This is a genomic window from Mesorhizobium sp. KR9-304, from assembly GCF_040049215.1.
GTDB lineage: Bacteria > Pseudomonadota > Alphaproteobacteria > Rhizobiales > Rhizobiaceae > Mesorhizobium_K.
Window position 1 is genome coordinate 2,062,169 of record NZ_JBDZDN010000001.1, and the last position, 26,684, is coordinate 2,088,852.

Here is a 26,684-nt window from a genome sequence, read left to right on the forward strand (position 1 = left end):
CTGATGACGCCCGAAACGGCAAGATACGAGATCGGCGGATATAGGCCGGGAGCGCTCGCGGCAATCGTCGGGCTCCACGCCGGCTACTATGCGCGGCACTGGAATTTCGGCCTGCCCTTCGAGACCAGGGTCGGTGCGGAACTCGCAGAGTTTCTCGCGCGTCACGATCCCTCGCGCGACCTCTTCCTCGTCGCCTATTCGGATGGGGATGCGGTCGCATCGGTCATCATCGACCAGAGCGGCGGCAGCCCGAAAGGCGCGCATCTGCGCTGGTTCATCGTCAGCGAACAGATGCAGGGCAAGGGTCTCGGCGCCGACCTTCTCGGCCGCGCACTGAACTTCTGCGACGAGCGCGGCTATGAGCGCGTCTGGCTGACAACCTTCGCCGGCCTCGACGCCGCGCGCGGCCTTTACGAGCGGCATGGTTTCGTATTGACGGGCGAAGCCGAGACCGACCAGTGGAGCGGCGACGTGCGCGAGCAGGTATTCGAGCGCCGTAGGCCGCCGGCGGCCTCCGACTGATCATGGTGAAGGCCGCGCCCGAGCTGACGGGCAAGAGCGAGTTCCCCTGGTGGCTGGTGACTGCTCTTGCCTTTGCCGCCCTCGCCGGCTTCGCCATCTTCGTCAGCGATCTCTACAGCCAGGTCTTCAAGACCGTCGCCAAGGGCATCGGCATCACGATCGCCGTGACCCTCGTCGCTTTCGCCGCCGCCTCGGCGATCGGGCTCGGCGTAGCCCTGATGGCGTTGTCGCGCTCGGCCTGGCTGCGCCAGAGCGCGCGCTTCTATGTCGAGATCATCCGCGGCATTCCGATCCTGGTCCTGCTCTTCTGGATCGCGTTTGCCGGCGTGCCGGCCTTCGTCACCGGCTGGAACTTTCTTTCCGCGTCACTGCAGCAAGCCGGCCTGATCGGGCCGCTTCAGGTTCGCGACGTATCTTTGCTCTGGCGCGCCGTCATTGCGCTCGCCATCGCCTATTCGTCCTTCATCGCCGAAATCTTTCGTGCCGGCATACAGGCCGTCGATGTCGGCCAGATCGAGGCCGGCAAAGCGCTTGGCCTGTCACGCTACCGGCGGTTTCGCCACATCGTCTGGCCGCAGGCCTTCCGCACCATCCTGCCGCCCTACAGCAACGATTTCGTTGCGATGGTGAAGGACTCCTCGCTCGTCTCCGTGCTCGGCGTCGCCGACATCACCCAGATGGGCAAAATCTACGCAGCCGGCTCGTTCCGCTTCTTCGAAACCTATTCGATCGTCGCCTACATCTACCTTATCCTGACGGTCGGGCTGTCGATGGCGCTACGCGCTCTGGAGCGGCGTATGCGAAGCCGGGGAGGCGAACGTGAATGAGCGGGGAGGCGGCGGCGTGGCGCGCCTCAATCGCCGGTGAGCGAACGCAGCTTCTCGGTCAGTTCGGCGACTTGCCGCTCCAGCGCCTCTATCCGTTCTTCGAAATCCGGGCGGTGCGCTAGCATCGCACCTGAGACTGGTGCTGCCGCGCCCGTCGCCTGAACCGGCCCGCTGAGCAACTGCGCGTAGCGATCCTCGCGCTGGCCGGGGCCGCGCTCGATGAACTGCACCAGCGGCGGCCGGCGGCCGATGAGCAGATCGAGATCGCTGCGCACCTCGTCGATAGATTTGAACCGGGCCAAACGTTCGGCTCTGGCATACAGCTCATGCACGGTCTGGGGTCCCCTGAGCAGCATCAGCCCGACAAGCGCGATCTGCGGCTGCGTCAGCGAAAATTTCTGCGCCAGCAGATGTTCGTAGCGCTCGACGCGCGAAGCAAAGACCTGCCGAACCAGCCCCTTGTCGGTGAGCAGCTTGAGCGCGCGATGGACCTCGACCGGTTCGAGCGCCATCACCGGCTCGCGCGATGTCTTCTGGTTTGCAGCCGACTGCAACCCATTGACCGTCATCGGGTAGACGTCCGGCGTCAGTTCTTTCTTCTCGGCCAGTGAGCCAAGCACCCGTGCTTCGGCGGGACTAAGGATCGGAAGGTCGTCCGACACGGTCAGACCCTCCGCTCCACCATCATCTTCTTGATCTCGGCAATCGCCTTTGCGGGGTTCAATCCCTTGGGACAGGTCTGCGCGCAGTTCATGATGGTGTGGCAGCGGTAGAGGCGGAACGGATCTTCCAGATTGTCGAGCCGCTCGCCTTTCGCCTCGTCGCGGCTGTCGATCAGCCAGCGATAGGCCTGCAGCAGCACAGCCGGGCCGAGGTATCGCTCGCCGTTCCACCAGTAGCTCGGGCACGACGCCGAGCAGCAGGCGCACAGAATGCACTCGTAGAGACCGTCGAGCTTCTGGCGATCCTCATGGCTCTGCAGCCATTCCTTGGCAGGCTCCGGCGAGACGGTCTGCAGATAGGGCTGGATGGAGGCGTGCTGGGCGTAGAAATTGGTGAGGTCGGGCACGAGGTCCTTCACCACCTGCATGTGCGGCAGCGGATAGACCTTCACCGCACCCTTGATGTCGTCGCAGCCCTTGGTGCAGGCGAGCGTGTTCGAGCCGTCTATGTTCATCGCGCAGGAGCCGCAGATGCCCTCGCGGCAGGAGCGGCGCAACGTCAGCGTCGGGTCGATCTTGTTCTTGATCCAGAGCAGGGCGTCGAGCACCATGGGCCCACAATCGTCCATGTCGACGAAATAGGTGTCGATGCTCGGATTCTCGTCATCGTCGGGCGACCAGCGGTAGATGCGGTATTCGCGCAGATTGGTCGCGCCTTCCGGCTTCGGCCAGGTCTTGCCTGCCTTGATCTGCGAGTTCTTGGGAAGGGTGAGTTCAACCATCTGAAATCGTCCTTCTCAATACACCCGCGCCTTGGGCGCGATCTTGGCCGGATCGATGCCGCCGTCGCTATGTGGCAGCATGGTTTCGGTGTGCACCGGCCGGTAGCCGAGCGTCACCTTTCCGGCGGCATCGACCCAGGCCAGCGTGTGCTTGCGCCAATTGGCGTCGTCGCGGCTGGAAAAATCTTCCCGCGCATGCGCGCCACGGCTCTCCTTGCGCGCTTCAGCGCCATGGACCGTTGTGATGGCGTTGGCCATCAGGTTTTCCAGCTCCAGCGTCTCGACGAGATCCGAGTTCCAGATCATCGAGCGATCGGTGACATGCAGATCCTTCAGCTCGCCCCAGATTTCCGACACCCGCCGGCAGCCCTTAGCCAGCGATTCCTGCGTGCGAAACACCGCAGCGTCTTCCTGCATCGCCCGCTGCATCTTGTCGCGGAGCACCGCCGTCGGCGAGCCGCCGTTGGCGTGGCGCAGCCGGTCGAAGCGGTCCATGATTTTTTCCACCGCCGCCGCGTTGACCGACGGTATCGCAGCCTCGCGATCGACCACCTGCCCGGCGCGGATCGCCGCGGCACGGCCGAACACGACGAGGTCGATCAGCGAATTGGAGCCCAGCCGGTTCGCGCCGTGAACCGACGCGCAGCCGGCTTCGCCGACCGCCATAAGGCCGGGCGAAACGCGGTCGGGCTGGTCGGGCGTCGGGGAGAGCACCTCGCCCCAGTAGTTGGTCGGGATGCCGCCCATGTTGTAATGCACGGTCGGCAGCACCGGGATCGGCTCACGCGTCACGTCGACGCCTGCGAAAATCTTGGCGCTCTCGGAAATGCCTGGCAGGCGCTCGTGCAGAACGGCCGGGTCGAGATGGTCGAGATGCAGAAAGATGTGGTCCTTGTTCTTGCCGACGCCGCGGCCCTCGCGGATTTCCATCGTCATGCAGCGCGAGACGACGTCTCGGCTGGCGAGGTCCTTGGCCGACGGCGCGTAACGCTCCATGAAGCGCTCGCCCTCGGAATTGACTAGGTAGCCGCCTTCGCCGCGCGCGCCCTCGGTGATCAGGCAGCCGGCGCCGTAGATTCCGGTCGGGTGAAACTGCACGAACTCCATGTCCTGAAGCGGCAGCCCGGCTCGCGCCACCATGCCGCCGCCGTCGCCGGTGACCGTGTGCGCCGAGGTCGCCGAGAAATAGGCGCGACCGTAGCCGCCCGTCGCCAGCACCACCATCTTCGCGGCGAAGCGGTGGATGGTGCCGTCGTCGAGGTTCCAGGCGACGACGCCGGTGCAGCGCCCGTCCGGCTCCATGATCAGGTCGAGCGCGAAATATTCGATGAAGAACTGCGCATTGTGCTTCAGCGACTGGCCGTAGAGCGTGTGCAGGATGGCGTGGCCGGTGCGGTCGGCCGCCGCGCAGGTGCGCTGCACCGGCGGGCCGTCGCCGAAGTTCATCATCATGCCGCCGAATGGTCGCTGGTAGATCCTGCCGTCCTCGGTGCGCGAGAAGGGCACGCCGTAATGTTCGAGTTCGTAGACCGCGGCCGGCGCCTCGCGCACCATGTATTCCTGCGCGTCCGTGTCGCCCAGCCAGTCCGACCCCTTGACGGTGTCGTACAGGTGCCACTGCCAGTTGTCCGGCCCCATATTGGCGAGCGAGGCGGCGATGCCGCCTTGCGCGGCGACCGTGTGCGAGCGCGTCGGGAAGACCTTGGTGATGCAGGCCGTCCTCAGCCCCTGTTCTGCCATGCCGAGCGTGGCGCGCAACCCGGCGCCGCCGGCGCCGACCACGACCACGTCGAACTTGTGATCGACATAGGTGTAGGCCTTGTTGCCGGCCTTTTTCTCTTCCACCACCTCAGCCCCCAAATGCCAGTTTGATCAGCGCGTAGGCGCAGGCGGCCCCCACCAGGATCGCGAAGAAGGTGTTGAGCATGATCAGTGCCAGCTTCAGCCCTTCGCCGTGGATGTAGTCCTCGATGATGACCTGCATGCCGAGCCGCATGTGGTAGAGCGCCGAGAAAAGCACGAGCGCGAACATCAGCGAAACGAACGGATGGGCGAAGGCTGCGCGAACCGTCGCGTAGTCGGCGCCGTTGATCGAGATCAGGAAGCCCACGAAGAACAGCATCAACGGAATATTCGCCACCGCGGTCAGGCGCTGATGCCAGAAATGCCCGGTGCCCTCGCGGGCGGAGCCGAGCCCGCGGACCTTGCCGAGAGGGGTGCGCATGTCGGCCATCAGAACCCCCGTGCCGCGTAGCCGGCGATCCAGATTAGCACCGTCAGCACAACCGAACCGGCGATGTTCGCCCAGGCGAGGCGCGACGCCCGATGTTTCTCGAGCCCCGCGCCGGTGTCCCAGATCAGGTGGCGCAGCCCGCCGAGCATGTGATGGACTAGTGCCCAAGTGTAGCCGAACAGAACCAGCCGGCCGAGCCAGGAGCCGTAGATCACGTTGACGAAGTCGAAATAGCTTTGCGAGGTCGCCGCCGCGATCAGCCACCAGGCAACAAGCAGCGTACCGAAATAGAGAGCGCCTCCGGTTACACGGTGCAAAATCGAGACGGTCATCGTAACCGGCCATCGGTAGACCGTGAGGTGCGGCGAGAGCGGTCTTCCTCGGGTGGCTGTGGCCTTGCTCATGGCTCCCCCAGTTAGTCGTCGATCGCTGCCCGCATGACGATCGGGTCAGGCGCAGTTTGCGACGTTTGCTGTCGCTTCCCTAAAACTCTTTTTGCACCGCGTCAAAGTGCGAAAACCGTTTCGGCACACATATTTAGTCGCGATGTTCGCCCTGCAAGGATAGCTGGCCAGCTTCAATCGATTGAACCGTGCCGACGCATGTTGCAGTGCGAAAAATCGCCAAATTGGCTCTTGCAGGCGCGTCTCAAGGGGCTGGCACGAGCAGCCATCCCCAGCATCCATCCGCTGTTGATATTAACCATGTTCGCCGAAGGCGTGACCGGCATTGCGCCTTTGGCTATTAACAAAGCTTAAGAAAACGTTAATTTGTCAGGCGAGGAGGCGAAGGGCTGCCGCCCTGACCCGCACGAAGGGATGACGCGCCATGCGTTCGAGACTGAGTGAACTGAGCTTCCTGCCGCTGGTCATCGGCCTGACGGTCGGTGGGCTTGCCGCCCCCGCGATTGCCGGCGGCGGGCCCAATTACGACCGAGTCTATGCCGACAGCTTCGGCAACCTCGTCGTCCATAGCCGCAGCGGATACAAACGCATCGTCGTCGGCCAGGGGCATCTCGCCAGGGAACTGGCCGAATACGAACGGCCGCGCGACCGGGACGTCGTCTATCTCGACGAAGACGAAGCCGTGCCGTACGAATGTTGGAAGCCGGCGGTTCTGCTCAAGGGCCGCAGCTACATGTACGGCCTGGAGGACGGCGAGCTGCCCGACCTGCCCGGAAAGTGGTGCGGCATCCCCGAGCGCGCGGCGCCGGGCGCGGCGCTGAGGCGCGTCCAGCCCTGATTTGGTCACGTTCCTGCGTCCCATTGGCGGCGGGGGCCCGATGAAAGTGGATGATCGATGAGCCGCGCCGTACAGACCCGCCGGCTGAGGGAACATGTCGCCTCGCTCGAAACGATGACGCGTTTCGTGCTGGCGACGCTCGCGCTCGGCAGCGGCGTCTACACCTATCTCGGCGTCCGTTCGCTGCTCGACGGTTCCGCCACCGTCATATTCTTCGCGGCCGTCATCTATTCGGTCTCGGTCTCGGTCGCCATGTACGGCTTCTGGACCTATCTCATCCGCTTCCTGCCCGAGATGCGCGACGGCGGCTCGCGCCTGTCGCTGGTCGGCATCATGGTCGTCGGCTCGGCCATGATCGTCGCCATGTCGTCCTGGCTTAACGCGGCCGCGCTGGCCGGTTCGGCCGCGGTCGAGCAGCACCTCGCAGTCACGCTGGAAGACTTCACCGCCGACCTCGACCAGGCGCACGGCAACGCACTAGGCGCATTGTCGCTGCTGCCCGACATCCAGCGCGCAGGCGAACGTTTCGCCCGACTGGCCGCGGACGAGCAGTCGACCGGCGCGCTCACCGGCACGTCGGGCTCCGGCAGCGTCGTTCAGCTGCTCACCCAGATGTCGGCGCAGATGAACGAACTCGCGGCAACGATTGAAGCGTCGCGTCAGACCGTTCAGTCGAGCTTCACCGAGGGCCAGGCGCATCTCGCCGCCATGCGCACCCTCGTCTCAGCGCCGGGCCAGATCGCACAGCGGTCGGACGAGTTTGCGGCCGAAGCCGTCAAACTCACCGGCGTTATCGCCGCGCTGGAGCAGACCTCGATCGCGCCTTCGGTCATGCGCGCGGCGGCAGATCTTTCCGTGGGTTTCATTGCGCCTATTGCCGACGGCGGCTCCGCCGACCTCGCCGGCCGGCAGGACCAGATCATGGCGACGATCCGCACCTCGGTGGACGCGCAGTCCAAGGCGCTGGCCGACGCCGCGGGTGAAATCCTCGCCCAGCCCAAGGTGCCCGAGCGCCGCTACGTGCCGCTCACTTCGGCCGAGGCCGTGATCCGCTACGCTTCCGACTTCGTGCCGAGCTGGGCGGGCGCGATTTCGATCGACCTTCTGCCCGCCGTCCTGGTGGGCATCATGTGCGTCGTCCACGGGGCCATACGGCGTGGCGAGGACGAGATCGAGGAAGCCGACCGCATCACGGCCGGCGACATGATGCGCTCGCTCGATCTGCACGAGACGCTGCTCGCCAAGCGCCAGGCAGCGGCCGCGCTGACCGCCGATCAGCAGCGGCCTGCCGCGTCCGCCGGGCTTCCGCCCCAGTCCGAAGCGCGACCGTCCGCCGAAAACGTGACGCCGCTGACCCTTGGCGAACGCAAGCGGGGTGATCCGTGAGCGGGACGCAGCAGGTCGTCGGCGCCCCGGTCGCGCCGCTTCCCGGAACGGCGCCGCGCAGGCGCAATTTCGTCATGCGCTATCTGTCCCGTTTCGACGACGGCGAGGTGGTGCGCTGGGCCTTCCGCGGCATGCTCATCGGCGCTATCGGCGTGCTTGCGCTCGACCTGCGCGATCTATCTCGCGAGAATGGTTGGTGGGCGCCCGAGGCCGTTCTGCCGGCGGCGCCTTCCGATCCGATCCTGCCGCCCGTCGTCCAGACGAACGCGCCGATCCCGCCCGACGATCCGCGCCGCTTCGTCACCGCGGGCGAAGACATCCTTGCCCGGCCCTTGACCTTCACGCTGGGCAGCGGCGGCGTGCTTTCCGCCGAAGGCAGCATCGACCCCGGATCGGCGTCGCGTTTCGCGGCAGAGATCGAGGCGCGGGGCGAATATGTAAAGACCGTTTCACTGAACTCACCCGGCGGCGCGCTCGACGATGCCATGGCGATGGCGAAGCTGGTGCGCGACAAAGGCATTGCGACGGAGATCGCCGACGGCGCGATCTGCGCTTCGTCCTGTCCGCTCCTCTTCGCGGGGGGGCTGACGCGAACCGCAGGCTACAAGGCGGCCGTCGGCGTGCATCAGTTCTACGCCGCTTCGCAGACGCCGACCGCGCCGGCACAGGCGATGTCCGACGCGCAGGCGACGACGGCGCGGATTTCGCGGCACTTGATCGAGATGGGCGTGGATCCTTCGCTGTGGCTTCACGCGCTCGATACGCCGCCGCAGGCCCTCTACTATTTCTCGCCTGACGAGCTGGCGAAATACAAGCTCGTCACGACGCCGGTCGCGACCGCCCAGAAAGCCGGGACTAAACCAGGCTGATCGCGGCGCCTTTGTCGTCTCCCGATCGCCGTCCGCCGGGCCTCGGCGCGATCTTTACGCAATCGCGGCCACTGTTCTTGGCGAGATAGAGCGCCTTGTCGGCGCGCGCCATCAGGTCGGCGATGTTTTCACCACCAGCGAGTTCGGCGACGCCAAAGCTCGCCGTGAGGCGCTTCGTTGCCGGCATGCCCTCGATGGCAAGCGATGCGAAGGCGTTGCGCGCGCCCTCGGCAAAAAGCCGCGCCGCGACCAGGTTGGTGCCGGGCAGAAGAATGGCGAACTCCTCGCCGCCGATGCGCCCAGCGACATGATGCTCCGCCATTGCGGAGCGCAGGAAGCCCGCGAAGGTGACGATCACCCTGTCGCCGGCCGCATGGCCGAAACTGTCGTTGACCGACTTGAAGTGGTCGAGGTCGGAGATAACCAGCGACACGGGCACGCCCAGCCTGTTCGCCTCGTGCATCGCCGCCGCCGCGTGGACTTCGAAGCCGCCGCGGTTGAGCAGGCCAGACAGCATGTCGGTTTCGGATCGCGCATATGCGTCGGAAAGTACGTCGCGCACTAGGATGACGAGCAGCATCAACGCCACGGCCATTGCGAAGACCGTGCCCATGGATTGCGAGAACAGAGCATACTCGGTCGCCAGATACTGGTCGGGGCTGTCGCCGGTTCCACCCAGGGCCCGAAACAGGAATGGCTTCGACAGGAACTGCAGCGCGCTGGCGGCTAGGAGAGCCAGGAGCACATTGTCTAGCGTGCTGCGCGCCTTCGCCTGGGCGACGATGCCGACGGCGATGGCCTGCATGATGAAATAGGGCGATTGATAGAGCAGCATCCGCATGAAGGACTGCCGCGACATGTCCTGGATGAAGTAGCAGGTGGCAACCGAGATGACGAAGACCACGGCCATGGCAGCCCACGGCACGGGCACCCCATATTTGCGCGCGATGCCGACGTTCAGCATGACGAGCGCCGCCAGGAACGAGGCGAAGGCGGCAAGAACCAGCCCGATCGACGTGCCGAATGTGGCGATGGCGAATTCGGACAAGAAATTCGCGGTGCCGATGATGTAGCCCAGCGCGAACCAGCGCGCAGGTTCCTGACGGCGATCATAGGCCGCAACGGTCAGGAACGCCGCCGCGAGCAGTCCCGCGACGAATAGGTTGATTGCGAGAATGAACTGTGCGCCCGTCATAGTGCCAGCGATGCTCTCTTCGACGCGGTTAGAGCACGGAGCCCACCAAAAAGGCGTTAACGACTATCAGTGAAACCGGTCGGGAGCTACGGTTGGCTAACCATGCCCGACGGCTTCCAAGGCCGGAGGATTTCCAGCGCCGCTTCGCTCGGCCGATGTCATCGGGTCCCTGTCCCAAGCGTATGCAGGAAAACGCCCGAAGCAGCTGGCCCCGGCGTGTGCTGGTAGGAGACACGAACGCCGTCGCGGCCTCCCCTTTTTGCATGGTAGAGCGCCTCGTCGGCCCGGTCCATAAGTTCGGCTAGGCTTTCGGCGCCCGACCGGGACGCGATGCCGAAACTCGCCGTTGCCCTGACCTCGGGCGGCAAGCCGTCGATTGCCTCGGCGGAAAAAACGGTACGCACAGCCTCCGCGAAGAGACGTGCTGCAGCGGGGTCGGCCATCGGCAGGAGCACCGCGAACTCCTCGCCGCCCAGCCGCCCGGCGATGGCGCGGGTGCCGGCGGCGGTCCGCAGACGCGCCGCGAATTCGGCGATGACGCGGTCCCCGGCGGCGTGCCCGTGCCGGTCATTCAGCGCCTTGAACCGATCCAGGTCGGCGACGACCAGCGAGACCGGCAGCCTCGATGGCGCGCACATCTCGAGCAGAGCCGACGCCCTCGTCTCGAAGCCGCGCCGGTTGAGCAGTCCCGAAAGCGGATCGGTCAGCGATTCCGACCGCAGCTTGTGCATCATCGCCAGCGCCTCGTCCGTGAAAAGCGAGAGCGCAATCAGCAACGAGAACACTGCATGCGACAGCACGGCGGTCGTCCAGTAGAACGAGGTATAGAAGCCGTCATAGCTGTCGTACGGCCCGTAAAGCGCCATGGCGAGCACCGGGCGGACAAGGAAATTGACGGCGGAAAGCAGCGCAAGCGCGATCATCATGTTCTTGACCGCGCCCCGTTCGGGCAAGCTCCTGAGTTCCGCCGCCACGACCAGGCTTATGCCCCCAAAGGCAAAATTGATCGCGAATACGCGCCAGGTCAGGTCAGGCTCGACGAACATGAACCACGAGAAGGCGGCAATGCCTCCAGCGCCAAGCAGGCCGATCTGGCCCCATGGAGGCTGGCGCCCACACCGCGCGATGATTGCACCGGCCAAAGCGAAGACAGCTATTGTGAACGAGAGACAGGACAGCAGCCGGCTGACCGGCAAGCCGACAGGCAGGACGAAATATTGCAGCAGGAAGCCGACGGCCGAGCCGCCATAGGCGACGGCGACCATCGCGAGATGGAAGCGTTGCCTCCGGTAAAGCCAAAGGAGAAAGAATGCCGCGGCCAGCGTCAATGCGATCGCCGGGTTCAGCAGCGCTATGAAAAGTTTGTCGTCCAATAAGCCGCTGCCCCGTTGCGGTTTGAACCCGACACTTAGCGCCGAGGCACAAAAATACCGTTAAGGTTGGTTCCCTGGTTTGATAATGTCGCTTCCTGATTTGAAGCAAGCGGGGAGCGGAACCGCACATCCGCTGCCGCGTTCCCGGACGTGCAAAAGGAGACTGTCAGATGGCCGATACCATAATGCTCACCGACCACGAGGCGGTCCGCGACTGGGCCGCCGCGCGCGCGGGCTTTCCGGCCATAGTCGACATCTCGCCGGCCGGCGGGACGCAGCCGATGCTGCGCCTGGTGTTCGACCAGGCGGCCTATCAGGATCAGGATCGCGCGGAGCGGGCCGCGAATTCGGGTGGTTACGACCTAGTCGAGTGGAGCGAATGGTTCAAGATATTCGATGAACAGATGCTCGCGCTGGTGGTGCCGAAGGATGTTCCGGGACTCCGCGACAGTTTTCACGAGATCGTACGCAGGCCCGGCTGATCCCAGAATAAAGCGCCCGCAATTGCTCGCGGGCGCTGCTCAAAACAGATATCTTCGGGCTGCTATTTCCAGTCCCGTATGTCGACGAAATGGCCGGCGATCGCCGCCGCTGCCGCCATCGCCGGCGACACCAGATGCGTACGGCCCTTGAAGCCCTGACGGCCTTCGAAATTGCGGTTCGAGGTCGAGGCGCAGCGTTCGTGCGGCTTCAGCCGGTCGTCGTTCATGGCGAGGCACATCGAGCAGCCCGGCTCGCGCCAGTCGAAGCCCGCCTCGATGAAGATCTTGTCGAGGCCTTCCTTCTCGGCCTGCTCCTTCACCAGGCCGGAGCCCGGTACGATCATCGCATCGACAGTCGGCGCGACCTTCTTGCCTTCGACCACCTTGGCGGCGGCGCGCAGGTCTTCGATGCGCCCGTTGGTGCAGGAGCCGATGAAGACGCGGTCGATCGCGATGTCCGTTATCTTCGTACCAGGCTCAAGGCCCATATAGTCGAGCGCGCGTTTCTTGGAGTTGCGCTTGTTCTCGTCGTCGATCATGTCCGGGTCCGGCACCTCGCCGGTCACCGAAACGACGTCTTCGGGCGACGAACCCCAGGTCACGATAGGTGGCAGCTTCGCCGCGTCGAGCACCACCACCTTGTCGAAATGCGCGCCCTCGTCCGTCTTCAGCGTCTGCCAGTAGTCCATCGCCATGTCCCAAGCCTTGCCCTTCGGTGCGCGCGGCTTGTCCTTGACATAGGCGAAGGTCGTCTCGTCGGGCGCGATCAGGCCGGCGCGCGCGCCGCCTTCGATCGACATATTGCAGATCGTCATGCGGCCTTCCATCGACAGCGCGCGGATCGCCTCGCCCGCATATTCGATGACGTAGCCGGTGCCGCCCGCCGTGCCGATCTCGCCAATGATGGCGAGGATGATATCCTTGGCGGTGACGCCCTCCGGCAGCTTGCCGTCGACGCGCACCAGCATGTTCTTGGCCTTGCGCTGGATCAGCGTCTGCGTGGCCAGCACATGCTCGACCTCCGACGTGCCGATGCCGTGCGCCAGCGCGCCGAACGCGCCATGCGTCGACGTATGGCTGTCGCCGCAGACGATCGTCATGCCAGGAAGAGTAAAGCCCTGCTCGGGGCCGATGATGTGGACGATGCCCTGGCGGCGATCCTTCTCGGAATAATATTCGACCCCGAAATCGGCGGCGTTCTGGGCCAGCGCCGCGATCTGGATGCGGCTTTCCTCGTTCCTGTTGATGCCGAGCTTGCGGTCCGACGACGTCGGCACGTTGTGGTCGACCACGGCCAGCGTCTTTTCCGGATGGCTGACCTTGCGGCCGGTCATGCGCAGGCCTTCGAAGGCCTGCGGGCTCGTCACCTCGTGCACGAGGTGACGGTCGATGTAGAGCAGGCATGTGCCGTCGGGGTCGCGCTGGACGACATGGTCGTCGAATATCTTGTCGTAGAGGGTGCGCGGTGCGCTCATGTGCGTAAATCCGTCGATGTGAAGCAGGCGTGGGTGGTCCCGGCGGCGCCGGAGCGGTCAGCCCTGCCGAAGCCGGCTGGTGGGCGCGCCCGTGATGCGCGCACAGAACCGCGCCGGCAGGCGCTTCCTGTCCTGCAGCACGAAGCCCTTGTAGGCCGGATCGCCAAACAGCTCTTCCATGGCGAGGCTCATATCAAGCTTTTCGGATTGCAGCAATCGCGCCGGCAAATGCCGTGCCCGACCGGAGAGCACTATCCTGCCGGCTTTGCTTCTTGCGGCGGCTTGTCGCCCTTGGCCTCGGCGCGTTTGCGTGTCGCGTCCCCTCCGCCTTCCATCTTGGTCACGAAAACGAAGAGCGATCCGAGCACGACCAGCGCCAGCAACGTGGAGAACAATGCGATCTGCCAGAGTCCCAGCCCGCAGGCGGCCCCGATCGCGCCGGCGAGCCACATGCCCGCACCCGTGGTCAGCCCATGCACCTCGCCACGCGTGAAGATGACGACGCCGGCGGCGAGGAACGCCACGCCCGCCGTCACCGCCTCGACGACGCGGACAGGGTCGACCTTGACCGCGTCGCCCAGCGCATCCGCGGTAAACATCGGCGCGTGGACGATCTCGATGGTCAGGATGGCGAAGGTCGCCGCCGCGACGCAGACGAGTATATGCGTGCGCAAACCGGCCGGGCGGTTGCGCCATTCCCGCTCGAAGCCGATCGCCGCGCCGAAGATCGTCGCAAGCAGCAGCCTCGCCGCCACCACCTGAAATGGCGTATAGGTCGGGTGGCCGAATTCCTCAGCAAGCTGTTCCATAGTCGCCCGTCAGATACCAACCGGCCAGAACGCGCGATTTTGGTCTCGGTTCCGAGGGCGGAAGAAAAGTCGGCCGAAGTTCCGCGTTGCAAAAGCGCGAAGGTTGCCAACCTCCGCGCTACGGGATCGGCGGCTCAGCCGAGCTTGGCCTCGAGCGACACGTTGATCGCGCCGAGAGCCTTGGACACCGGGCAACCGGCCTTGGCCTTGTCGGCCAGTTCCTTGAATTTCGCGGCATCGATGCCCGGCACGGTGCCGACAACAGTCAACGCGCTGCCGGTGATGCCGGTACCCGGCACCAGTGTCACCACCGCCTTGGCGTCGAGCTTTTGGGCCGGCGTGCCGTTCTCGGCCAGAAAATGCGACAGCTGCATGGCGAAGCAGCCGGCGTGCGCCGCGGCGAGCAACTCTTCCGGATTGGTGCCGGATTTGCCGCTCTCGTCCTCGAACCGGCCCTTGAAGGAATAGGCGACACTCTTGAGCGCGCCGCTCTGCGTGTCGAGGCTGCCTTTGCCTTCCTTAAGCGTGCCTTGCCAGACGGCAGTTGCGTGACGATCCATGATGTTCTCCTGATTGAAACGGTGGGCCTGACGGGGAACCCGCGGCGCGGCCCCACTATAGAACGGGAGACGGCAAAGCTTCGACTCCCAAAGCGCGAAAAATTCCGCGTGCAAAAATGTCGGATTTGCGTCCCTGCGCCCGTCCTCCGCTCGGCCGCGGCGTTGTGGCCTATGGAGAGCGACAACATGGATATTCTGTTTTGCGCAGGGTGGCGGAAGCCCCTTCGTGGGTCCGGATCACACCGATTGTATCCGTCCTGGGGGGAACCGTCCGGGTTGAACCGCCTGATGCTGGCTCTCGCCGTCATCGCCGCTATCGTGGGCCTGCTCGGCCTCGCATCAACGACGGCTGCGGACGCCCGCGCCATCGCCTCGGCATCAAGCCATCAGGGAGAACTGCCATGAACTATGTCTGCCTCGTCTATGGTGAAGAACGCCATATCCATGCGCTGAGCAAGGAAGGGCTGGCTGAGTTGGACCGCCGCTCGGTCGCCTACGACAAGTCCATCGAGAAGGCGGGCAAGCTGGTCACCGCCCAGGCGCTGCAATCGGTGAAGACTTCCAGGACCGTGCGAAAGCGCAAAGGCAAGGTCGTCGTGACGGACGGACCCTTCGCCGAAACCAAGGAGCAGCTTCTCGGCTTCGTCATGCTGCAGGCCGAGAGCCTGGAGGAAGCGCTTGAGCTCGCCGGCGGAATACCGATCGCCGAATTCGGCACGATCGAGGTTCGCGCCGTCTATGACGTACCGGGGCTGTAGACCTACTATATCGCTTCGCCCTTGAGCAGCCTGGGCGTGTCGGCGGCCAGCCCTGAAGCCTGGCGAATGAAGAATTCCTTCAGCTGCGGCATACGGTCGACGAGGCCGAGCCCGATGTCTCGCAATTGCCTGAGCGGCCCGAAATCGTTGGAGAACAGCCGGTTCAGCACGTCGGTGGTAATGCCCATCCGCACTGTGTCAAAGCGCCGCCACTGCTGGTAGCGTTCGAGCACGTCGAGCGTGCCGATGTCCTGGCCGAGCCGATCCGCCTCGACGATCGTCTCGGCCAGGGCCGCTGCGTCCCTGAAGCCTAGGTTCAGGCCTTGCCCGGCAATCGGATGTATCCCGTGCGCTGCATCGCCGACCAGCGCAAAACGATGCGCGACGAAGGCGCGGGCCAGCGTCAGCCCGAGCGGCCACGCGCGCGGCTTTCCCTCAACCGCGATTTCGCCAAGCCTCAGCCCGAAGCGCTGCTCGAGTTCCACCTCGAACACGAGTTCGTCGCCTGCCACCAGCTTCTCGGCATCCGCGGTGCGCTCGGTCCATACGATCGAGGAACGGTTCGCGCCGTCCTTGTCCGGTTTAAGCGGCAGGATGGCGAAGGGGCCTGCCGGCAAGAAATGCTCCTCGGCGCGGCCGTTGTGCGGGCGCTCGTGCCTCACCGTGCAGACGATGCCGGACTGGCCGTATTCCCACGTCACCGTCTTGATGCCGGCCATGTCGCGCAGCTTCGATTTCACGCCGTCGGCAGCGACAAGCAGCCGCGTCTCAATGGAGACGCCATCAGCCAGGTGCACTTTCGTCACCGCCGGACCCGCCTCGAAGGACGACACGGCGACGCCTTCGATGATATCGATGCCGAGTTCGCCGGCGCGCCGGCGCAGTGCGCCGTTCAGCGCAGTGTTGGCGACCATGTGGGCGAACGGTTCGCCTGGCGCCACTTCGCCGTCGAAAGTGAGGAACACCGGCCGCGCCGGATCGGAGGTGCGCGAATCCGTGACGATCATTTCGGTCATAGCCTGCGCCTGCGGCGCGATCTCATCCCAGCAGCCCAGCCGGTCGAGCATGCGAGACGCTGCGGCGGCTATCGCCGACGCCCGCGTATCCTTCTCCCACACTCCGGCGGGCGCGGCGTCGACGACCGCAACTGCCAGGCTCGGGCGCGCCTGTTTCAGCGAAACCGCGGTCGCGAGGCCGACATAGCCCGCTCCCGCGACCAATATGTCGAGGGGCCTGTCCGATAAGTCATCCATCTTCGCCATCTGCTTCCCCGAACGCAATGCGCGCCTGAACGCCCGACTTGACTTGCCCCATCACTTTGACGGAAACCGGCCCGCACCTAAGCTGTTCCACGAAGGGCGCTAGATAATGACGGCTGCCATGCAGGAGCTTCTCGCCATTCTCGACCTCGAACGGCTGGAGCACAATCTGTTTCGTGGTCGCAGCCCGAAGGTCGACTGGCAGCGCGTCTTCGGCGGCCAGACCATTGCCCAGGCGCTGGTCGCCGCCCAGCGCACGGTCGAGCCGGACCGCCACGTGCATTCGCTGCACGGCTATTTCATGCGTCCCGGCGACACTCAGGTGCCGATCGTCTACGAGGTCGACCGCATCCGTGACGGCGGCAGCTTCACCACGCGGCGCGTCGTGGCCATCCAGCACGGCCAGGCGATCTTCTCGCTCGAAGCCTCGTTCCAGGGCGAAGAAGGGGGGCTCGAGCACCAGGTGCCGATGCCGCACGACGCGCCCGCTCCCGACACGCTGCTCGACCAACGGCAGCTGATCGGCCAGTTCGGAGATGCCGTGCCGCTCGGCATCAGACGCTACTGGGACCGCGACCGCCCGATCGAGATGAAGCCCGTCATGCTGAAGCACTATACCAGCCGCGAGAAGCTCGAGCCGCGCCAGAACATCTGGATCCGCACCACCGGCCCGGTTCCGGCCGACCGCGCGATCCAGGCCGCCGTTCTTGCCTATCTCTCGGACATGACGCTGCTGGACACCTCGACCTTCGCGCATGGCCGCGCCATCTTCGACCCGGACATCCAGGCCGCCAGTCTCGACCACGCCATGTGGTTCCACCGCCCGCATCAACTCGACTCCTGGCTGCTCTATACCCAGGACAGCCCCTCGACCCAAGGCGGCCGCGGCTTCACCAGGGGCACGATCTATGCCGAGGACGGCACGCTGATCGCTTCTGTTGCACAGGAAGGGCTGATCCGGCTGCGGCACCCGCCTTCCCGATAGGCATTTTCCAAAAATTGCCTATTTTTTAGGCAACAAGCCCGGACCACAAGCGCCGGCTTAGCGGCGCACGACGGCAAGATCCATTCATTTACAATAGGTTAACGACCCGCTTCGGCAACTGGCACGGAGCTTGATTTGCGTTTCGCACTTGCCCGGTTCCGCGAGGTTCCCGGAAAGTCACGTGTAACGCGGGGGACCCGCAATCAGCAAAGGGTGAAACCTTATGAAAATCGTGATGGCAATCATCAAGCCGTTCAAGCTGGACGAGGTGCGCGAAGCGCTCACCGCGGTCGGCATCCAGGGCCTGACCGTCACCGAAGTCAAAGGCTACGGGCGTCAGAAGGGGCACACGGAAATCTACCGTGGCGCGGAATATGCCGTCAGCTTCCTGCCGAAGATCAAGATCGAAGTGGCCGTCGCCACCGACATCGTCGACAAGGCCGTCGAAGCGATCGTCGGAGCCGCCAAGACAGGACAGATCGGCGACGGGAAGGTCTTCGTCTTCCCGCTCGACCACGCGGTGCGCATCCGCACCGGCGAAACCGACACCGACGCGCTGTAAAGCGGGCCAATTCCCAGTTCCATGGAGATTTCAATGAACATTCCATCAAGTCTTAAGACCGCGGCCCGCACCGCGCTCACCGGAGCGCTGGTATTCGGTGCAATCGGAGTTGTTTCGGCCTTCGCCCAGGAAACTGCTCCCGCCGCCGCCGAAGCCGCCCCCGCGGTCGCCGCGGCTCCCGTGCCTGACAAAGGCGACACCACATGGATGCTCGTCTCGACCATCCTCGTGATCCTGATGACGCTGCCCGGCCTCGCCCTTTTCTACGGCGGCCTTGTACGCGCCAAGAACATGCTTTCGGTGCTGATGCAGGTGCTGATTGGCTTTTCGCTGATCTCGATACTCTGGGTGGTCTACGGCTATTCGCTCGCCTTCACCGATGGCGGCGGGATGAACACCTTCGTTGGCGGCTTCTCGAAGCTCTTCCTCGCCGGCGTGAACCCCGGCACGGTCGTCGAGACCTTCTCGCGCGGCGTCGTCATTCCGGAACTGACCTTCGTCATCTTCCAGTTGACCTTTGCTGCCATCACCCCGGCGCTGATCATCGGCGCGATCGCCGAACGCACCAAATTCTCCGCGGTGCTGTTCTTCATCGTGCTGTGGTTCACTTTCTCCTACCTGCCGATGGCCCACATGGTCTGGTGGTGGGCCGGTCCGGAATTCGCGGCCACGCATACGGCTGACGAAACCATCGCCATCTCCGGCCTTATCTGGGGCTTCGGCGCGCTCGACTTCGCCGGCGGCACGGTCGTTCACATCAATGCCGGCGTTGCCGGCCTCGTCGCCGCCATCATGGTCGGCCCGCGCATCGGCCACCTGAAGGAGAACATGGCTCCGCACAACCTTGTCTTCACCCTCATCGGCGCTGCGCTGCTCTGGGTCGGCTGGTTCGGCTTCAACGCCGGCTCCAACCTGGAAGCCAACGGCTATGCAGCCATCGCCGTGCTCAACACGATCGTGGCCACCGCTGCCGCGGCGCTTACCTGGAGCCTGCTCGAATACCTCACCCGCGGTCACGCCAGCCTGCTCGGCGCGGCGTCCGGCGCGGTTGCCGGCCTCGTGGCGGTCACCCCGGCTGCCGGCTTCGCCGGCCCCTTCGGCGCGATCATCATCGGCATCGTCGCCGGCGCAGTCTGCCTCTGGGCGGTTGTCAGCCTCAAGGCCAAGCTCAAGTATGACGACTCGCTCGACGTGTTCGGCGTTCATGCGGTTGGCGGCATCGTCGGCGCCATCCTGACCGGTGTGTTCGTCAATCCGGCGCTCGGCGGTGCTGGCGTGATCGACTACGCCATGAACGGCGGCGCCGGCGGCACGGCCGACTATGTCTTCTCCACGCAGGTGATGGCCCAGATCAAGGGCGTCCTCGTGACGGTCATCTGGACGGCGGTGGTTTCTTTCATCGCCATGATCATCGTCAAGGCGACGATCGGCCTGCGCCCGACGGAAGCCGAAGAGCGCGAGGGCCTGGACATCACGTCGCATGGCGAACGCGCCTACAACTGATCCCGTCGGGGGACATTCTCCCGCGCTTGAACCCGGCTTCGGCCGGGTTCTTTTTTGCACGCGCCCCGATTCAATTGCGGCTCGGCCGCCGTCTGCTGTTCAGGCTGGAGAACGGAACAGCCGCCTGCGTCAGTGCGCGCGGAAAATCTCGCTGGCCACGCATTTCCTGACCGGACAATACTCCATGTCAACGGTCGGCACGCCCGCCCCGCGCGCAACTTCGCCCGAGTCGCAGAACTGTTGGCCCAGCACATAACGATCGTAGATGGGCAGGCCGAGGATTCCCCGCGAACGATAGACGAGGATGACTGACCCCTCGGTACGGATCAGAGCCTGCACGGTTTCGCAGGTCACGTTGGTGACCTCGTAGCGCGACACTGCGGCAGCGTGCGATGCAACAAGGGACATCGCCGCGGCGATCAGGTATTTTTTCATAGGCACTCACCCGGCGGTCTACCCGGCCACTCAAGCCGGTCGGTTTCCTTCATCAATCATAGCCGCCTTGCCGCGGCCTGTCGCGGCCCGCCTTTATGCGAACACACTCGACTGCTATCCAACCTGCATCGATCGCAGGCGATGGAAATATCCCTCGGGATACGAGGTGAGGTTTTCATCGGGGTGCGATTGTATTCGATCCGATCGACGGCGTGCCGACCATGAATGGACCGGCGGCAGGCAGAAGGTCTCGGAGACAAGAGGAAGCGGGCCGCGGTCCGCTTTTTTTGTGCCTGCCGATAAGCCTTGTTGCGAACGCAATCGACTGATAGGAGGGTGACATCGTGATTTGGGCCGATATGGCTCGATGCGGTGTCAGAGACTTCGACCCGCCATTTTCTCCAGATTTGCGATGGATGATGCCAGCCGCGAGCTTTGCGCGGCCCGCCCTCAACGTCGAACTGGACCTTTCAAATGCACGAGCATCGATTTGCTATTGGACAGTCGGTCCGTATGCCCAACCGGCTTGGCACGCTCAAGACTGATGATCTCCTCTTCACGGTAACCGGCAAGATGCCGGCGAGGGACAGATCGCCGCAATACCGGATCCGGAGCGAGGAGGAGCGCCACGAACGTGTGGTGACCGAAGATATGCTCGAGGCGATCGCGCAGCAGCTGGAGATGGCGGACGCCGCCGAACAGCTGTTTGCACCCAAGAAGATCACGTTGCCGAACACCAACTAAACCCCCGACGCGCATTCAGCGCCCAGACAGTTAGGATCCTTATGCAGGTTCTCGTCAGAGACAACAATGTCGACCAGGCTCTCCGCGTGCTGAAGAAGAAGATGCAGCGCGAGGGGATCATCCGCGAAATGAAGGCCCGCCGCTCCTATGAAAAGCCTTCGGAAAAGCGTGTAAGGGAAAAAGCCGAGGCCATCAGGCGCTCGCGCAAGGCTGCCCGTAAACAGGCGCAACGCGAAGGGCTGTTGCCGCCGCCCAAGCCGCGTGTGCCGCTCGCCGGCCGCAAGCCGGCGCCGGTTCGCTTCTAGCATCGGTTCGTTCCCAGTATTGCCGACGGAGTGGCGAGATGAAGTTGTTGAATCTCTGGGGCAACGTACCGAAGCGCGCGCCGTTGGCACCCTTCAAACCCATCGTCCCGCTCGGCGTCCGCAAGGACCCGAAGCCGGCGGGCGTTCCGTCGAGGGCACGCATTGCCGATACCGACGGGCGCGCCAGGCGGCGCAGCCAACTGGTCGAAGACAACCGACTGCGTTGATCGCCGACAATTGCCCCGGCCGGCGGGACGTTATGCTTAATGCAGCCTTAACCTCCCGCCGATAGGCTCCCCTCCATATCTGCCGCAATGCGCTTTTCGCGCATGCCATCGTATGGGATTTACGGGGACCGACATGCGTTCTGGGGTTTCAGCACCGCTTGCGCTGGCCGACACGGGGCACGGGCTTCAGGCTTTCCTGCGCCGTCAGGCCGGGCGCCTGGCCGGTCTCGGGCTCTTTGCCGCGGTCGCCTTCGGCCTTGCCAGCCTCGGAACCTGGAACGTCGCGGATCCTTCCTTCAGCCACGCCACCGAGGCGCCGGTCACCAACGCAATGGGTTATCCGGGTGCGGTCTTTTCCGACCTTGCGATACAATTTTTCGGCCTGTCGTCGGTCGCCGCGCTGGCGCCTGCCGTGATCTGGGGATTCTTCTTCGTCACCGCCCGGGGCGTCGACAATCTGCCCAAGCGAGCCGCTGCCTGGCTCGGTTCGGCGCTGCTCTTCGCGGCTATAGCCGCTTGCACCGCGCCGCCTGAAACCTGGCCGCTGCCAACGGGCCTCGGCGGCGTCTTCGGCGACATGGTGCTGAGGGTGCCGACTTTCGTCACCGGCGGCGGTTATCCGACCGGCCTTCTGGCGACTGTGCTGGCGATATTGTTCGTAGCGCCCGCCCTTTACCTTTTCGCCTATGGCGCAGGTCTCCACGCGCGCAAGAACGGCTTTGCCGTCATGGCCCCCTCGAAGCCGAAGCAGACGGTCGGGGAGGGGGTGGCATTCGACGAAGACGACGACGAGGAAGACGGCGGCGTTCTGGCGCTCGGCGCAATCACCCACTGGTGGTTGTCGGCGCGCGCCTTTGTCCGGCGCACGGCCGCGAAATATCGCAGCCACGAGTTCGAAATCGACGACCGCGACCGGGCAAGCGGCTGGCGCCGCGCCGCCGAACGCGTCGAGCACGCGGAGCGCGCCGAAGCCCGCGTCAGCGCCGACGGCCGCGCCCGTGTCGAGCCGCAGTTTTTCGCCGCCATGGTGTCCGATCGCACGGAAACCGTCGATCCGGTCGATGTCGACGACGATTTCGGCGCCGAGGACGACGAACGCGGTGAGCCGCGCCTTTCGCCGTCCGCCGCCCAGGTACGCGGCTTCCGCTCGGATGCCGCGACCCGGGTTGAGGCTCCGGCGCCGCGGCCGGCCCCCGGCGCCCGCGTCCAGCGCGAGGCGCAGACCTCGCTCATCGGTTCGTCGAAATTCGAGATGCCGACGCTGCATTTCCTCAGCGAGCCGAAGAACATCGTCCGCGACAATTCGGTTTCCAAGGATGCGCTAGAACAGAACGCCCGGCTACTGGAAGGCGTGCTGGAGGATTTCGGCGTCAAGGGCGAGATCATCCATGTGCGCCCCGGCCCTGTCGTTACGCTATACGAACTGGAACCCGCGCCCGGTATCAAGTCTTCCCGCGTCATCGGCCTTGCCGACGACATCGCCCGCTCGATGAGTGCGATCGCCGCGCGCGTCGCCGTCGTGCCTGGCCGCAACGCCATCGGCATCGAGCTGCCCAACGCGCGCCGCGAGACAGTCTTTCTGCGCGAAATCCTCGCCAGCCGCGATTTCGAGACGACCAAGGCGAAGCTGGCGCTGGCTCTTGGCAAGTCAATCAACGGCGAGGCCGTCATCGTCGACATCGCCAAAATGCCGCACGTGCTGGTCGCCGGCACCACCGGCTCGGGCAAGTCGGTCGCCATCAACACGATGATCCTGTCGCTGCTCTACCGCATGACGCCAGCCGAATGCCGCTTGATCATGATCGACCCGAAGATGCTTGAGCTCTCCGTCTATGACGGCATCCCGCATCTGCTGACCCCCGTCGTCACGGATCCCAAGAAGGCCGTGGTGGCGCTGAAGTGGACCGTCCGCGAGATGGAGGACCGCTACCGCAAGATGTCGAAGGTCGGCGTGCGCAACATCGACGGCTTCAACGCGCGCGTTGCCCAGGCGGAAAAGAAAGGGGAGCGCATTTCCCGCACCGTGCAGGTGGGTTTCGACCGCCAGACCGGCGAGGCGATCTACGAGACCGAAAACCTCGACCTCGAGCCGATGCCTTTCATCGTCGTCATCATCGACGAGATGGCGGACCTGATGATGGTCGCCGGCAAGGACATCGAGGGCGCCGTGCAGCGCCTCGCCCAGATGGCGCGTGCCGCCGGCATCCACGTCATAATGGCGACACAGCGCCCGTCGGTCGACGTCATCACCGGCACAATCAAGGCGAACTTCCCGACTCGTATCTCCTTCCAGGTCACCTCCAAGATCGACAGCCGCACCATCCTTGGCGAGCAGGGCGCCGAGCAGCTGCTCGGCATGGGCGACATGCTTTACATGGCCGGCGGCGGCCGCATCCAGCGCGTCCACGGCCCGTTCGTGTCCGACGACGAGGTCGAGAAGGTCGTCGCACATCTCAAGCTCCAGGGCGTGCCCGAATATCTCGACGCCATTACCGAGGACGACGAAGACGATGACGAGGAGCCGTCGGGCAAGGGCGGCGGCAGCGTGTCCGGCGTTTTCGACGAGTCCGACGATCCATATGATCAGGCTGTTGCGATCGTGCTGCGCGACGGCAAGGCCTCGACGAGCTACATCCAGCGCCGGCTCGGCATAGGCTACAATCGCGCCGCCTCGATCATCGAAAAGATGGAGAAGGAGGGAATTGTCGGCCCGGCCAACCATGCCGGCAAGCGCGAAATCCTGGTTCCGACCGAGGAAGACAAGCTCTGAATCGCAGGATGCCGCGGTTTTTTGGAACTTCGCGCTCTGTTTCGGGTTTTGCAGGCATTCCGCATGCGGCCATGGATCGCCCAACTTAGGCCCCACTGCGCGCCTACCTATCCGCATCGACACGACCAATACGAAAGTGACGACTGGCATGAACACCCGTTATCCAACCGAGACATCCCGCGCCCGGCGCCGCGGCCTGTTGCGGCTTGCGGTCGGCGCCTTCGGCGTGGCCGCCCTGGCTGCCGTTTACGGCCTCGGCTTCGCCGGCCCGGCGACCGCCGCATCCGACACCGCCCAGAAGATCGCTGACCACTTCTCAACCGTCGCGACGATGAGTGGCGAATTCGTTCAGTTTGGCCCGCGCGGCGAGCAGACCGGCGGCAAATTCTACATCCAGCGTCCCGGTAAGATACGCTTCAACTACGAGCCGCCGTCCGGCTACAAGGTCATATCCGACGGCAAGTCGGTCGTGATCGACAACAGCAAGCTGAACACGATGGACCTTTACCCGCTGTCGAAGACGCCGCTGAAGCTGCTGCTCGACGAGCGCATCGACCTTTCCGGCAAGAAGGTGAAGAGCGTTAAGGAAGAGGACGACCTCACCACCATCCAGCTCGCCGACCGCCAGTTCTTCGGCAATTCGACCATCACCATGATGTTCGACCCGAAATCCTACGATTTGCGCCAATGGACCATCACTGATCCACAAGGCAAGGACACCACTGTGATGATCTTCAACGTCAAGCAGGGTGTGAAGATCGATCAGGACCTGTTCGCGATCGACTACGACCGCAACTACAAGCTCAACAAGCCCGGTACCAAGAACAAGAATCGGTAGCAGTCTCTTTCGTATTGTAACGAAGGCCGCGCGATGCGCGGCCTTGCCGTTTCTGCCCTTGCCTGCCAGTTTCCGGACTTTCGATTCCCGGGCCGGACCTGCCATGCCTTTTTCCGTAGCGACCTGGAACATCAACTCGGTGCGCCTGCGCATGCCGATCGTCGAGCGTCTACTGTTGGAGCGCGCGCCTGACGTGCTGTGCCTGCAGGAGACGAAGTGCCCGGACGAGCTCTTCCCGGCCGACCGCTTCCACGCGCTCGGCTATCGCCACGTCGAGATCCACGGCCAGAAGGGCTATCACGGTGTCGCAACCATCTCGCGCCGTCCGATCGAAGTGGTCGAGCGCCGTCGCTTCTGCGAAATTGCCGACAGCCGCCACCTGTCCGTCCGGCTCGAGGCAGGAGGCAGGTCGATCCTGATCCATAATTTCTACGTGCCGGCCGGCGGCGACGAGCCCGACCCGGAAATCAACCCGAAGTTCAAGCACAAGCTTGATTTCGTGTCCGAAATGAACGCCGTCCGCGCGGACTTCGATGATGCCTCCGGCTCGATCCTCGTCGGCGACTTGAACATCGCGCCGCTGGAGCACGATGTCTGGTCGCACAAGCAGCTTTTGAACGTGGTCAGCCACACGCCGGTCGAGACCGAAGGTTTCGAGGCTATGCGCAAAGGCGGCGGCTGGGTCGACCTGATGCGGCTGAACGTGCCTCACGAGCAAAAACTCTACACCTGGTGGAGCTACCGCGCCGCCGACTGGGCTACATCCGACCGCGGCCGCCGCCTCGACCACATCTGGTCTTCCGAGAACCTCGTCTCCGGCCTTTCCGGCATCGAAATCTTGCGGGATGTCCGGGGCTGGGACCGCCCCTCCGACCACGTCCCGGTCATCGCCAGCTTCGATTTCGATTAGACCGAATTTCCCTCGACAAGGCCTGCCGGCCCATGCGGTTGACCTCGCCATCCCTTGCCGCCAGCATCGGCCGCTGGAAGTGCGGCGCCCGGCAACAGACAGGAGCATCATCCATGAACCTCAGCGGCAAGGCGACCATCGTGACCGGCGGCGCGAGTGGCATCGGCTATGCGATCGCGGAGCGCTTCGTTGCCGAAGGGGCGAAGGTCATGATCGCTGACATCGACGAGGGGCGGGGAAACAAGGCCGTCGAGGCTTTGTCGAAGCATGGCGGGGCCTTCTTCCAAAAGACCAATGTCGCCAGCCGGGCCGATGTCGACAACCTGGTTGCCGCCGCGATCGCGGCGTTCGGCCGGATCGACGTGCTGATCAACAACGCCGGCATCGTCCATGCCGCCGACTTCCTCGACCTCGCGGAGGCGGATTTCGACCGCGTGCTCGCCGTCAACCTCAAGGGATCCTTCCTGGCCGGCCAGGCCGTCGCCCGCCACATGGTCGAGCGCGTCAAGGCCGGCGAAACTCCGGGCTCGATCGTCAACATGTCGTCGGTCAACGCCGTTTTCGCAATCGCCAATCAGGTACCCTATTCCGTCTCCAAGGGCGGCATCAACCAGCTGACAAAAGTCATGTCGCTCGGCCTCGCGCCCTACGGCATCCGCGTCAATGCGATAGGTCCCGGCTCGATAATGACCGACATGTTGACGAGCGTTAACAACGACTCGGCGGCAAAGAGCCGGATTCTGTCACGCACGCCGCTCGGCCGAATCGGCGAGCCCGCCGAAATTGCCGCAATTGCGGCCTTTCTGGCCTCCGACGAGGCAAGCTATGTCACCGGCCAGACGATTTACGCCGATGGCGGCCGCCTGCCCTTGAACTATGTGGTGCCGGTCAAAAGCTGAGCTTTTCCGCAGCCGCAAAAACATCCGGAACATGCTGCCGGGTTCCTGACAGACTGCTGTCAGGAGGGGTGT

31 protein-coding genes are annotated in these 26,684 nt (G+C 64.3%); 18 read left to right on the forward strand and 13 right to left on the reverse strand.

Annotated features, from left to right (window positions below):
* Positions 1 to 3: 3 nt before the first annotated feature.
* Complete coding sequence (locus tag ABLE71_RS09920; protein WP_348783172.1) at positions 4 to 522, forward strand: GNAT family N-acetyltransferase; 519 nt, start codon at positions 4 to 6, stop codon at positions 520 to 522.
* A 2-nt stretch (positions 523 to 524) separates the two neighbouring features.
* Positions 525 to 1,349 carry an amino acid ABC transporter permease gene (locus ABLE71_RS09925; RefSeq protein ID WP_348783173.1) on the forward strand — a complete coding sequence of 275 codons (825 nt, stop codon included), beginning with the start codon at positions 525 to 527 and terminating at the stop codon, positions 1,347 to 1,349.
* Positions 1,350 to 1,375: 26 nt separating this feature from the next.
* Here ABLE71_RS09925 and ABLE71_RS09930 read toward each other — a convergent pair whose 3' ends face one another.
* The 5 genes from ABLE71_RS09930 to sdhC are packed head-to-tail and all read right to left on the reverse strand — an operon-like array spanning position 1,376 to position 5,430.
* Complete coding sequence (locus tag ABLE71_RS09930; RefSeq protein WP_348783174.1) at positions 1,376 to 2,011, reverse strand: DUF480 domain-containing protein; 636 nt, start codon at positions 2,009 to 2,011, stop codon at positions 1,376 to 1,378.
* Positions 2,012 to 2,013: 2 nt separating this feature from the next.
* Positions 2,014 to 2,793 carry a succinate dehydrogenase iron-sulfur subunit gene (locus ABLE71_RS09935; RefSeq protein WP_348783175.1) on the reverse strand — a complete coding sequence of 260 codons (780 nt, stop codon included), beginning with the start codon at positions 2,791 to 2,793 and terminating at the stop codon, positions 2,014 to 2,016.
* A gap of 15 nt (positions 2,794 to 2,808) precedes the next feature.
* Entirely contained in the window at positions 2,809 to 4,641 is a 1,833-nt protein-coding gene (gene sdhA / locus ABLE71_RS09940) for a succinate dehydrogenase flavoprotein subunit (RefSeq protein ID WP_348783176.1), read from the reverse strand.
* A gap of 1 nt (position 4,642) precedes the next feature.
* Entirely contained in the window at positions 4,643 to 5,026 is a 384-nt protein-coding gene (gene sdhD / locus ABLE71_RS09945) for a succinate dehydrogenase, hydrophobic membrane anchor protein (protein WP_348783177.1), read from the reverse strand.
* Complete coding sequence (gene sdhC / locus ABLE71_RS09950; RefSeq protein WP_348783178.1) at positions 5,026 to 5,430, reverse strand: succinate dehydrogenase, cytochrome b556 subunit; 405 nt, start codon at positions 5,428 to 5,430, stop codon at positions 5,026 to 5,028. Before sdhC ends, sdhD begins: the two co-directional genes overlap by 1 nt.
* Before the next feature lie 424 nt (positions 5,431 to 5,854).
* Between sdhC and ABLE71_RS09955 the strand changes: the two genes are divergently transcribed.
* The 3 genes from ABLE71_RS09955 (at position 5,855) to ABLE71_RS09965 (ending at position 8,523) form a co-directional block, all read left to right on the forward strand.
* Positions 5,855 to 6,268 (forward strand): hypothetical protein, encoded by a 414-nt coding sequence (locus ABLE71_RS09955; protein WP_348783179.1) that lies wholly within the window; start codon positions 5,855 to 5,857, stop codon positions 6,266 to 6,268.
* Positions 6,269 to 6,325: 57 nt separating this feature from the next.
* Positions 6,326 to 7,654 carry a hypothetical protein gene (locus ABLE71_RS09960; protein ID WP_348783180.1) on the forward strand — a complete coding sequence of 443 codons (1,329 nt, stop codon included), beginning with the start codon at positions 6,326 to 6,328 and terminating at the stop codon, positions 7,652 to 7,654.
* 74 nt (positions 7,655 to 7,728) lie between these two features.
* Positions 7,729 to 8,523, forward strand: coding sequence for a hypothetical protein (locus ABLE71_RS09965; protein WP_348783712.1), 795 nt, complete (start codon positions 7,729 to 7,731; stop codon positions 8,521 to 8,523).
* On the opposite strand, the gene ABLE71_RS09970 is transcribed toward ABLE71_RS09965, so the two are convergent.
* Both ABLE71_RS09970 and ABLE71_RS09975 read right to left on the reverse strand, forming a co-directional pair.
* On the reverse strand, positions 8,510 to 9,718 hold the full coding sequence (locus tag ABLE71_RS09970; RefSeq protein ID WP_348783181.1) for a GGDEF domain-containing protein: 1,209 nt from the start codon (positions 9,716 to 9,718) through the stop codon (positions 8,510 to 8,512). The genes ABLE71_RS09965 and ABLE71_RS09970 overlap by 14 nt on opposite strands.
* Positions 9,719 to 9,876: 158 nt before the next feature.
* A complete protein-coding gene (locus tag ABLE71_RS09975) occupies positions 9,877 to 11,091 on the reverse strand; it encodes a GGDEF domain-containing protein (RefSeq protein WP_348783182.1) in 1,215 nt (404 codons plus the stop codon).
* A gap of 170 nt (positions 11,092 to 11,261) precedes the next feature.
* Between ABLE71_RS09975 and ABLE71_RS09980 the strand changes: the two genes are divergently transcribed.
* On the forward strand, positions 11,262 to 11,573 hold the full coding sequence (locus ABLE71_RS09980) for a hypothetical protein (RefSeq protein ID WP_348783183.1): 312 nt from the start codon (positions 11,262 to 11,264) through the stop codon (positions 11,571 to 11,573).
* 62 nt (positions 11,574 to 11,635) lie between these two features.
* On the opposite strand, the gene leuC is transcribed toward ABLE71_RS09980, so the two are convergent.
* The 4 genes from leuC to ABLE71_RS10000 all read right to left on the reverse strand — a co-directional run bounded on the left by leuC (position 11,636) and on the right by ABLE71_RS10000 (position 14,417).
* Positions 11,636 to 13,048, reverse strand: a complete 1,413-nt coding sequence (leuC, locus tag ABLE71_RS09985) for a 3-isopropylmalate dehydratase large subunit (RefSeq protein ID WP_348783184.1) — start codon at positions 13,046 to 13,048, stop codon at positions 11,636 to 11,638.
* A 57-nt stretch (positions 13,049 to 13,105) separates the two neighbouring features.
* On the reverse strand, positions 13,106 to 13,240 hold the full coding sequence (locus ABLE71_RS09990; protein ID WP_348783731.1) for a hypothetical protein: 135 nt from the start codon (positions 13,238 to 13,240) through the stop codon (positions 13,106 to 13,108).
* Between the two features lie 59 nt (positions 13,241 to 13,299).
* Positions 13,300 to 13,857, reverse strand: coding sequence for an MgtC/SapB family protein (locus ABLE71_RS09995; RefSeq protein WP_348783185.1), 558 nt, complete (start codon positions 13,855 to 13,857; stop codon positions 13,300 to 13,302).
* 134 nt (positions 13,858 to 13,991) lie between these two features.
* On the reverse strand, positions 13,992 to 14,417 hold the full coding sequence (locus ABLE71_RS10000) for an OsmC family protein (protein WP_348783186.1): 426 nt from the start codon (positions 14,415 to 14,417) through the stop codon (positions 13,992 to 13,994).
* Between the two features lie 276 nt (positions 14,418 to 14,693).
* Here ABLE71_RS10000 and ABLE71_RS10005 point away from each other — a divergent pair, with 276 nt between their 5' ends.
* Both ABLE71_RS10005 and ABLE71_RS10010 read left to right on the forward strand, forming a co-directional pair.
* Complete coding sequence (locus tag ABLE71_RS10005; RefSeq protein WP_348783187.1) at positions 14,694 to 14,822, forward strand: hypothetical protein; 129 nt, start codon at positions 14,694 to 14,696, stop codon at positions 14,820 to 14,822.
* Positions 14,819 to 15,175, forward strand: a complete 357-nt coding sequence (locus ABLE71_RS10010) for a YciI family protein (RefSeq protein WP_348783188.1) — start codon at positions 14,819 to 14,821, stop codon at positions 15,173 to 15,175. The genes ABLE71_RS10005 and ABLE71_RS10010 overlap by 4 nt, the downstream gene beginning before the upstream one ends.
* Positions 15,176 to 15,180: 5 nt before the next feature.
* On the opposite strand, the gene ABLE71_RS10015 is transcribed toward ABLE71_RS10010, so the two are convergent.
* Positions 15,181 to 16,437 carry a ubiquinone biosynthesis hydroxylase gene (locus ABLE71_RS10015; protein ID WP_348783189.1) on the reverse strand — a complete coding sequence of 419 codons (1,257 nt, stop codon included), beginning with the start codon at positions 16,435 to 16,437 and terminating at the stop codon, positions 15,181 to 15,183.
* Positions 16,438 to 16,543: 106 nt separating this feature from the next.
* Between ABLE71_RS10015 and ABLE71_RS10020 the strand changes: the two genes are divergently transcribed.
* The 3 genes from ABLE71_RS10020 (at position 16,544) to ABLE71_RS10030 (ending at position 19,484) form a co-directional block, all read left to right on the forward strand.
* Positions 16,544 to 17,419: an acyl-CoA thioesterase II gene (locus ABLE71_RS10020; protein WP_348783190.1), complete on the forward strand. Its 876-nt coding sequence runs from the start codon at positions 16,544 to 16,546 to the stop codon at positions 17,417 to 17,419.
* A gap of 223 nt (positions 17,420 to 17,642) precedes the next feature.
* Positions 17,643 to 17,981 carry a P-II family nitrogen regulator gene (locus ABLE71_RS10025; RefSeq protein WP_348783191.1) on the forward strand — a complete coding sequence of 113 codons (339 nt, stop codon included), beginning with the start codon at positions 17,643 to 17,645 and terminating at the stop codon, positions 17,979 to 17,981.
* A 33-nt stretch (positions 17,982 to 18,014) separates the two neighbouring features.
* Positions 18,015 to 19,484, forward strand: coding sequence for an ammonium transporter (locus ABLE71_RS10030; protein WP_348783192.1), 1,470 nt, complete (start codon positions 18,015 to 18,017; stop codon positions 19,482 to 19,484).
* Between the two features lie 129 nt (positions 19,485 to 19,613).
* Here the strand turns inward: ABLE71_RS10030 and ABLE71_RS10035 are convergent, their stop codons facing one another.
* A complete protein-coding gene (locus ABLE71_RS10035) occupies positions 19,614 to 19,919 on the reverse strand; it encodes a hypothetical protein (RefSeq protein ID WP_348783193.1) in 306 nt (101 codons plus the stop codon).
* A gap of 474 nt (positions 19,920 to 20,393) precedes the next feature.
* Here ABLE71_RS10035 and ABLE71_RS10040 point away from each other — a divergent pair, with 474 nt between their 5' ends.
* The 7 genes from ABLE71_RS10040 (at position 20,394) to ABLE71_RS10070 (ending at position 26,612) form a co-directional block, all read left to right on the forward strand.
* Positions 20,394 to 20,663, forward strand: a complete 270-nt coding sequence (locus ABLE71_RS10040) for a hypothetical protein (RefSeq protein ID WP_348783194.1) — start codon at positions 20,394 to 20,396, stop codon at positions 20,661 to 20,663.
* A gap of 41 nt (positions 20,664 to 20,704) precedes the next feature.
* Entirely contained in the window at positions 20,705 to 20,968 is a 264-nt protein-coding gene (rpsU, locus tag ABLE71_RS10045) for a 30S ribosomal protein S21 (RefSeq protein WP_348783195.1), read from the forward strand.
* A 38-nt stretch (positions 20,969 to 21,006) separates the two neighbouring features.
* Entirely contained in the window at positions 21,007 to 21,195 is a 189-nt protein-coding gene (locus ABLE71_RS10050) for a hypothetical protein (protein WP_348783196.1), read from the forward strand.
* A 133-nt stretch (positions 21,196 to 21,328) separates the two neighbouring features.
* Positions 21,329 to 23,965, forward strand: coding sequence for a DNA translocase FtsK (locus ABLE71_RS10055; protein ID WP_348783197.1), 2,637 nt, complete (start codon positions 21,329 to 21,331; stop codon positions 23,963 to 23,965).
* Positions 23,966 to 24,113: 148 nt separating this feature from the next.
* Complete coding sequence (locus ABLE71_RS10060) at positions 24,114 to 24,803, forward strand: outer membrane lipoprotein carrier protein LolA (RefSeq protein WP_348783198.1); 690 nt, start codon at positions 24,114 to 24,116, stop codon at positions 24,801 to 24,803.
* Positions 24,804 to 24,906: 103 nt separating this feature from the next.
* Positions 24,907 to 25,713, forward strand: coding sequence for an exodeoxyribonuclease III (locus ABLE71_RS10065; RefSeq protein ID WP_348783199.1), 807 nt, complete (start codon positions 24,907 to 24,909; stop codon positions 25,711 to 25,713).
* 113 nt (positions 25,714 to 25,826) lie between these two features.
* Entirely contained in the window at positions 25,827 to 26,612 is a 786-nt protein-coding gene (locus ABLE71_RS10070; protein ID WP_348783200.1) for an SDR family oxidoreductase, read from the forward strand.
* Positions 26,613 to 26,684: the final 72 nt, after the last annotated feature.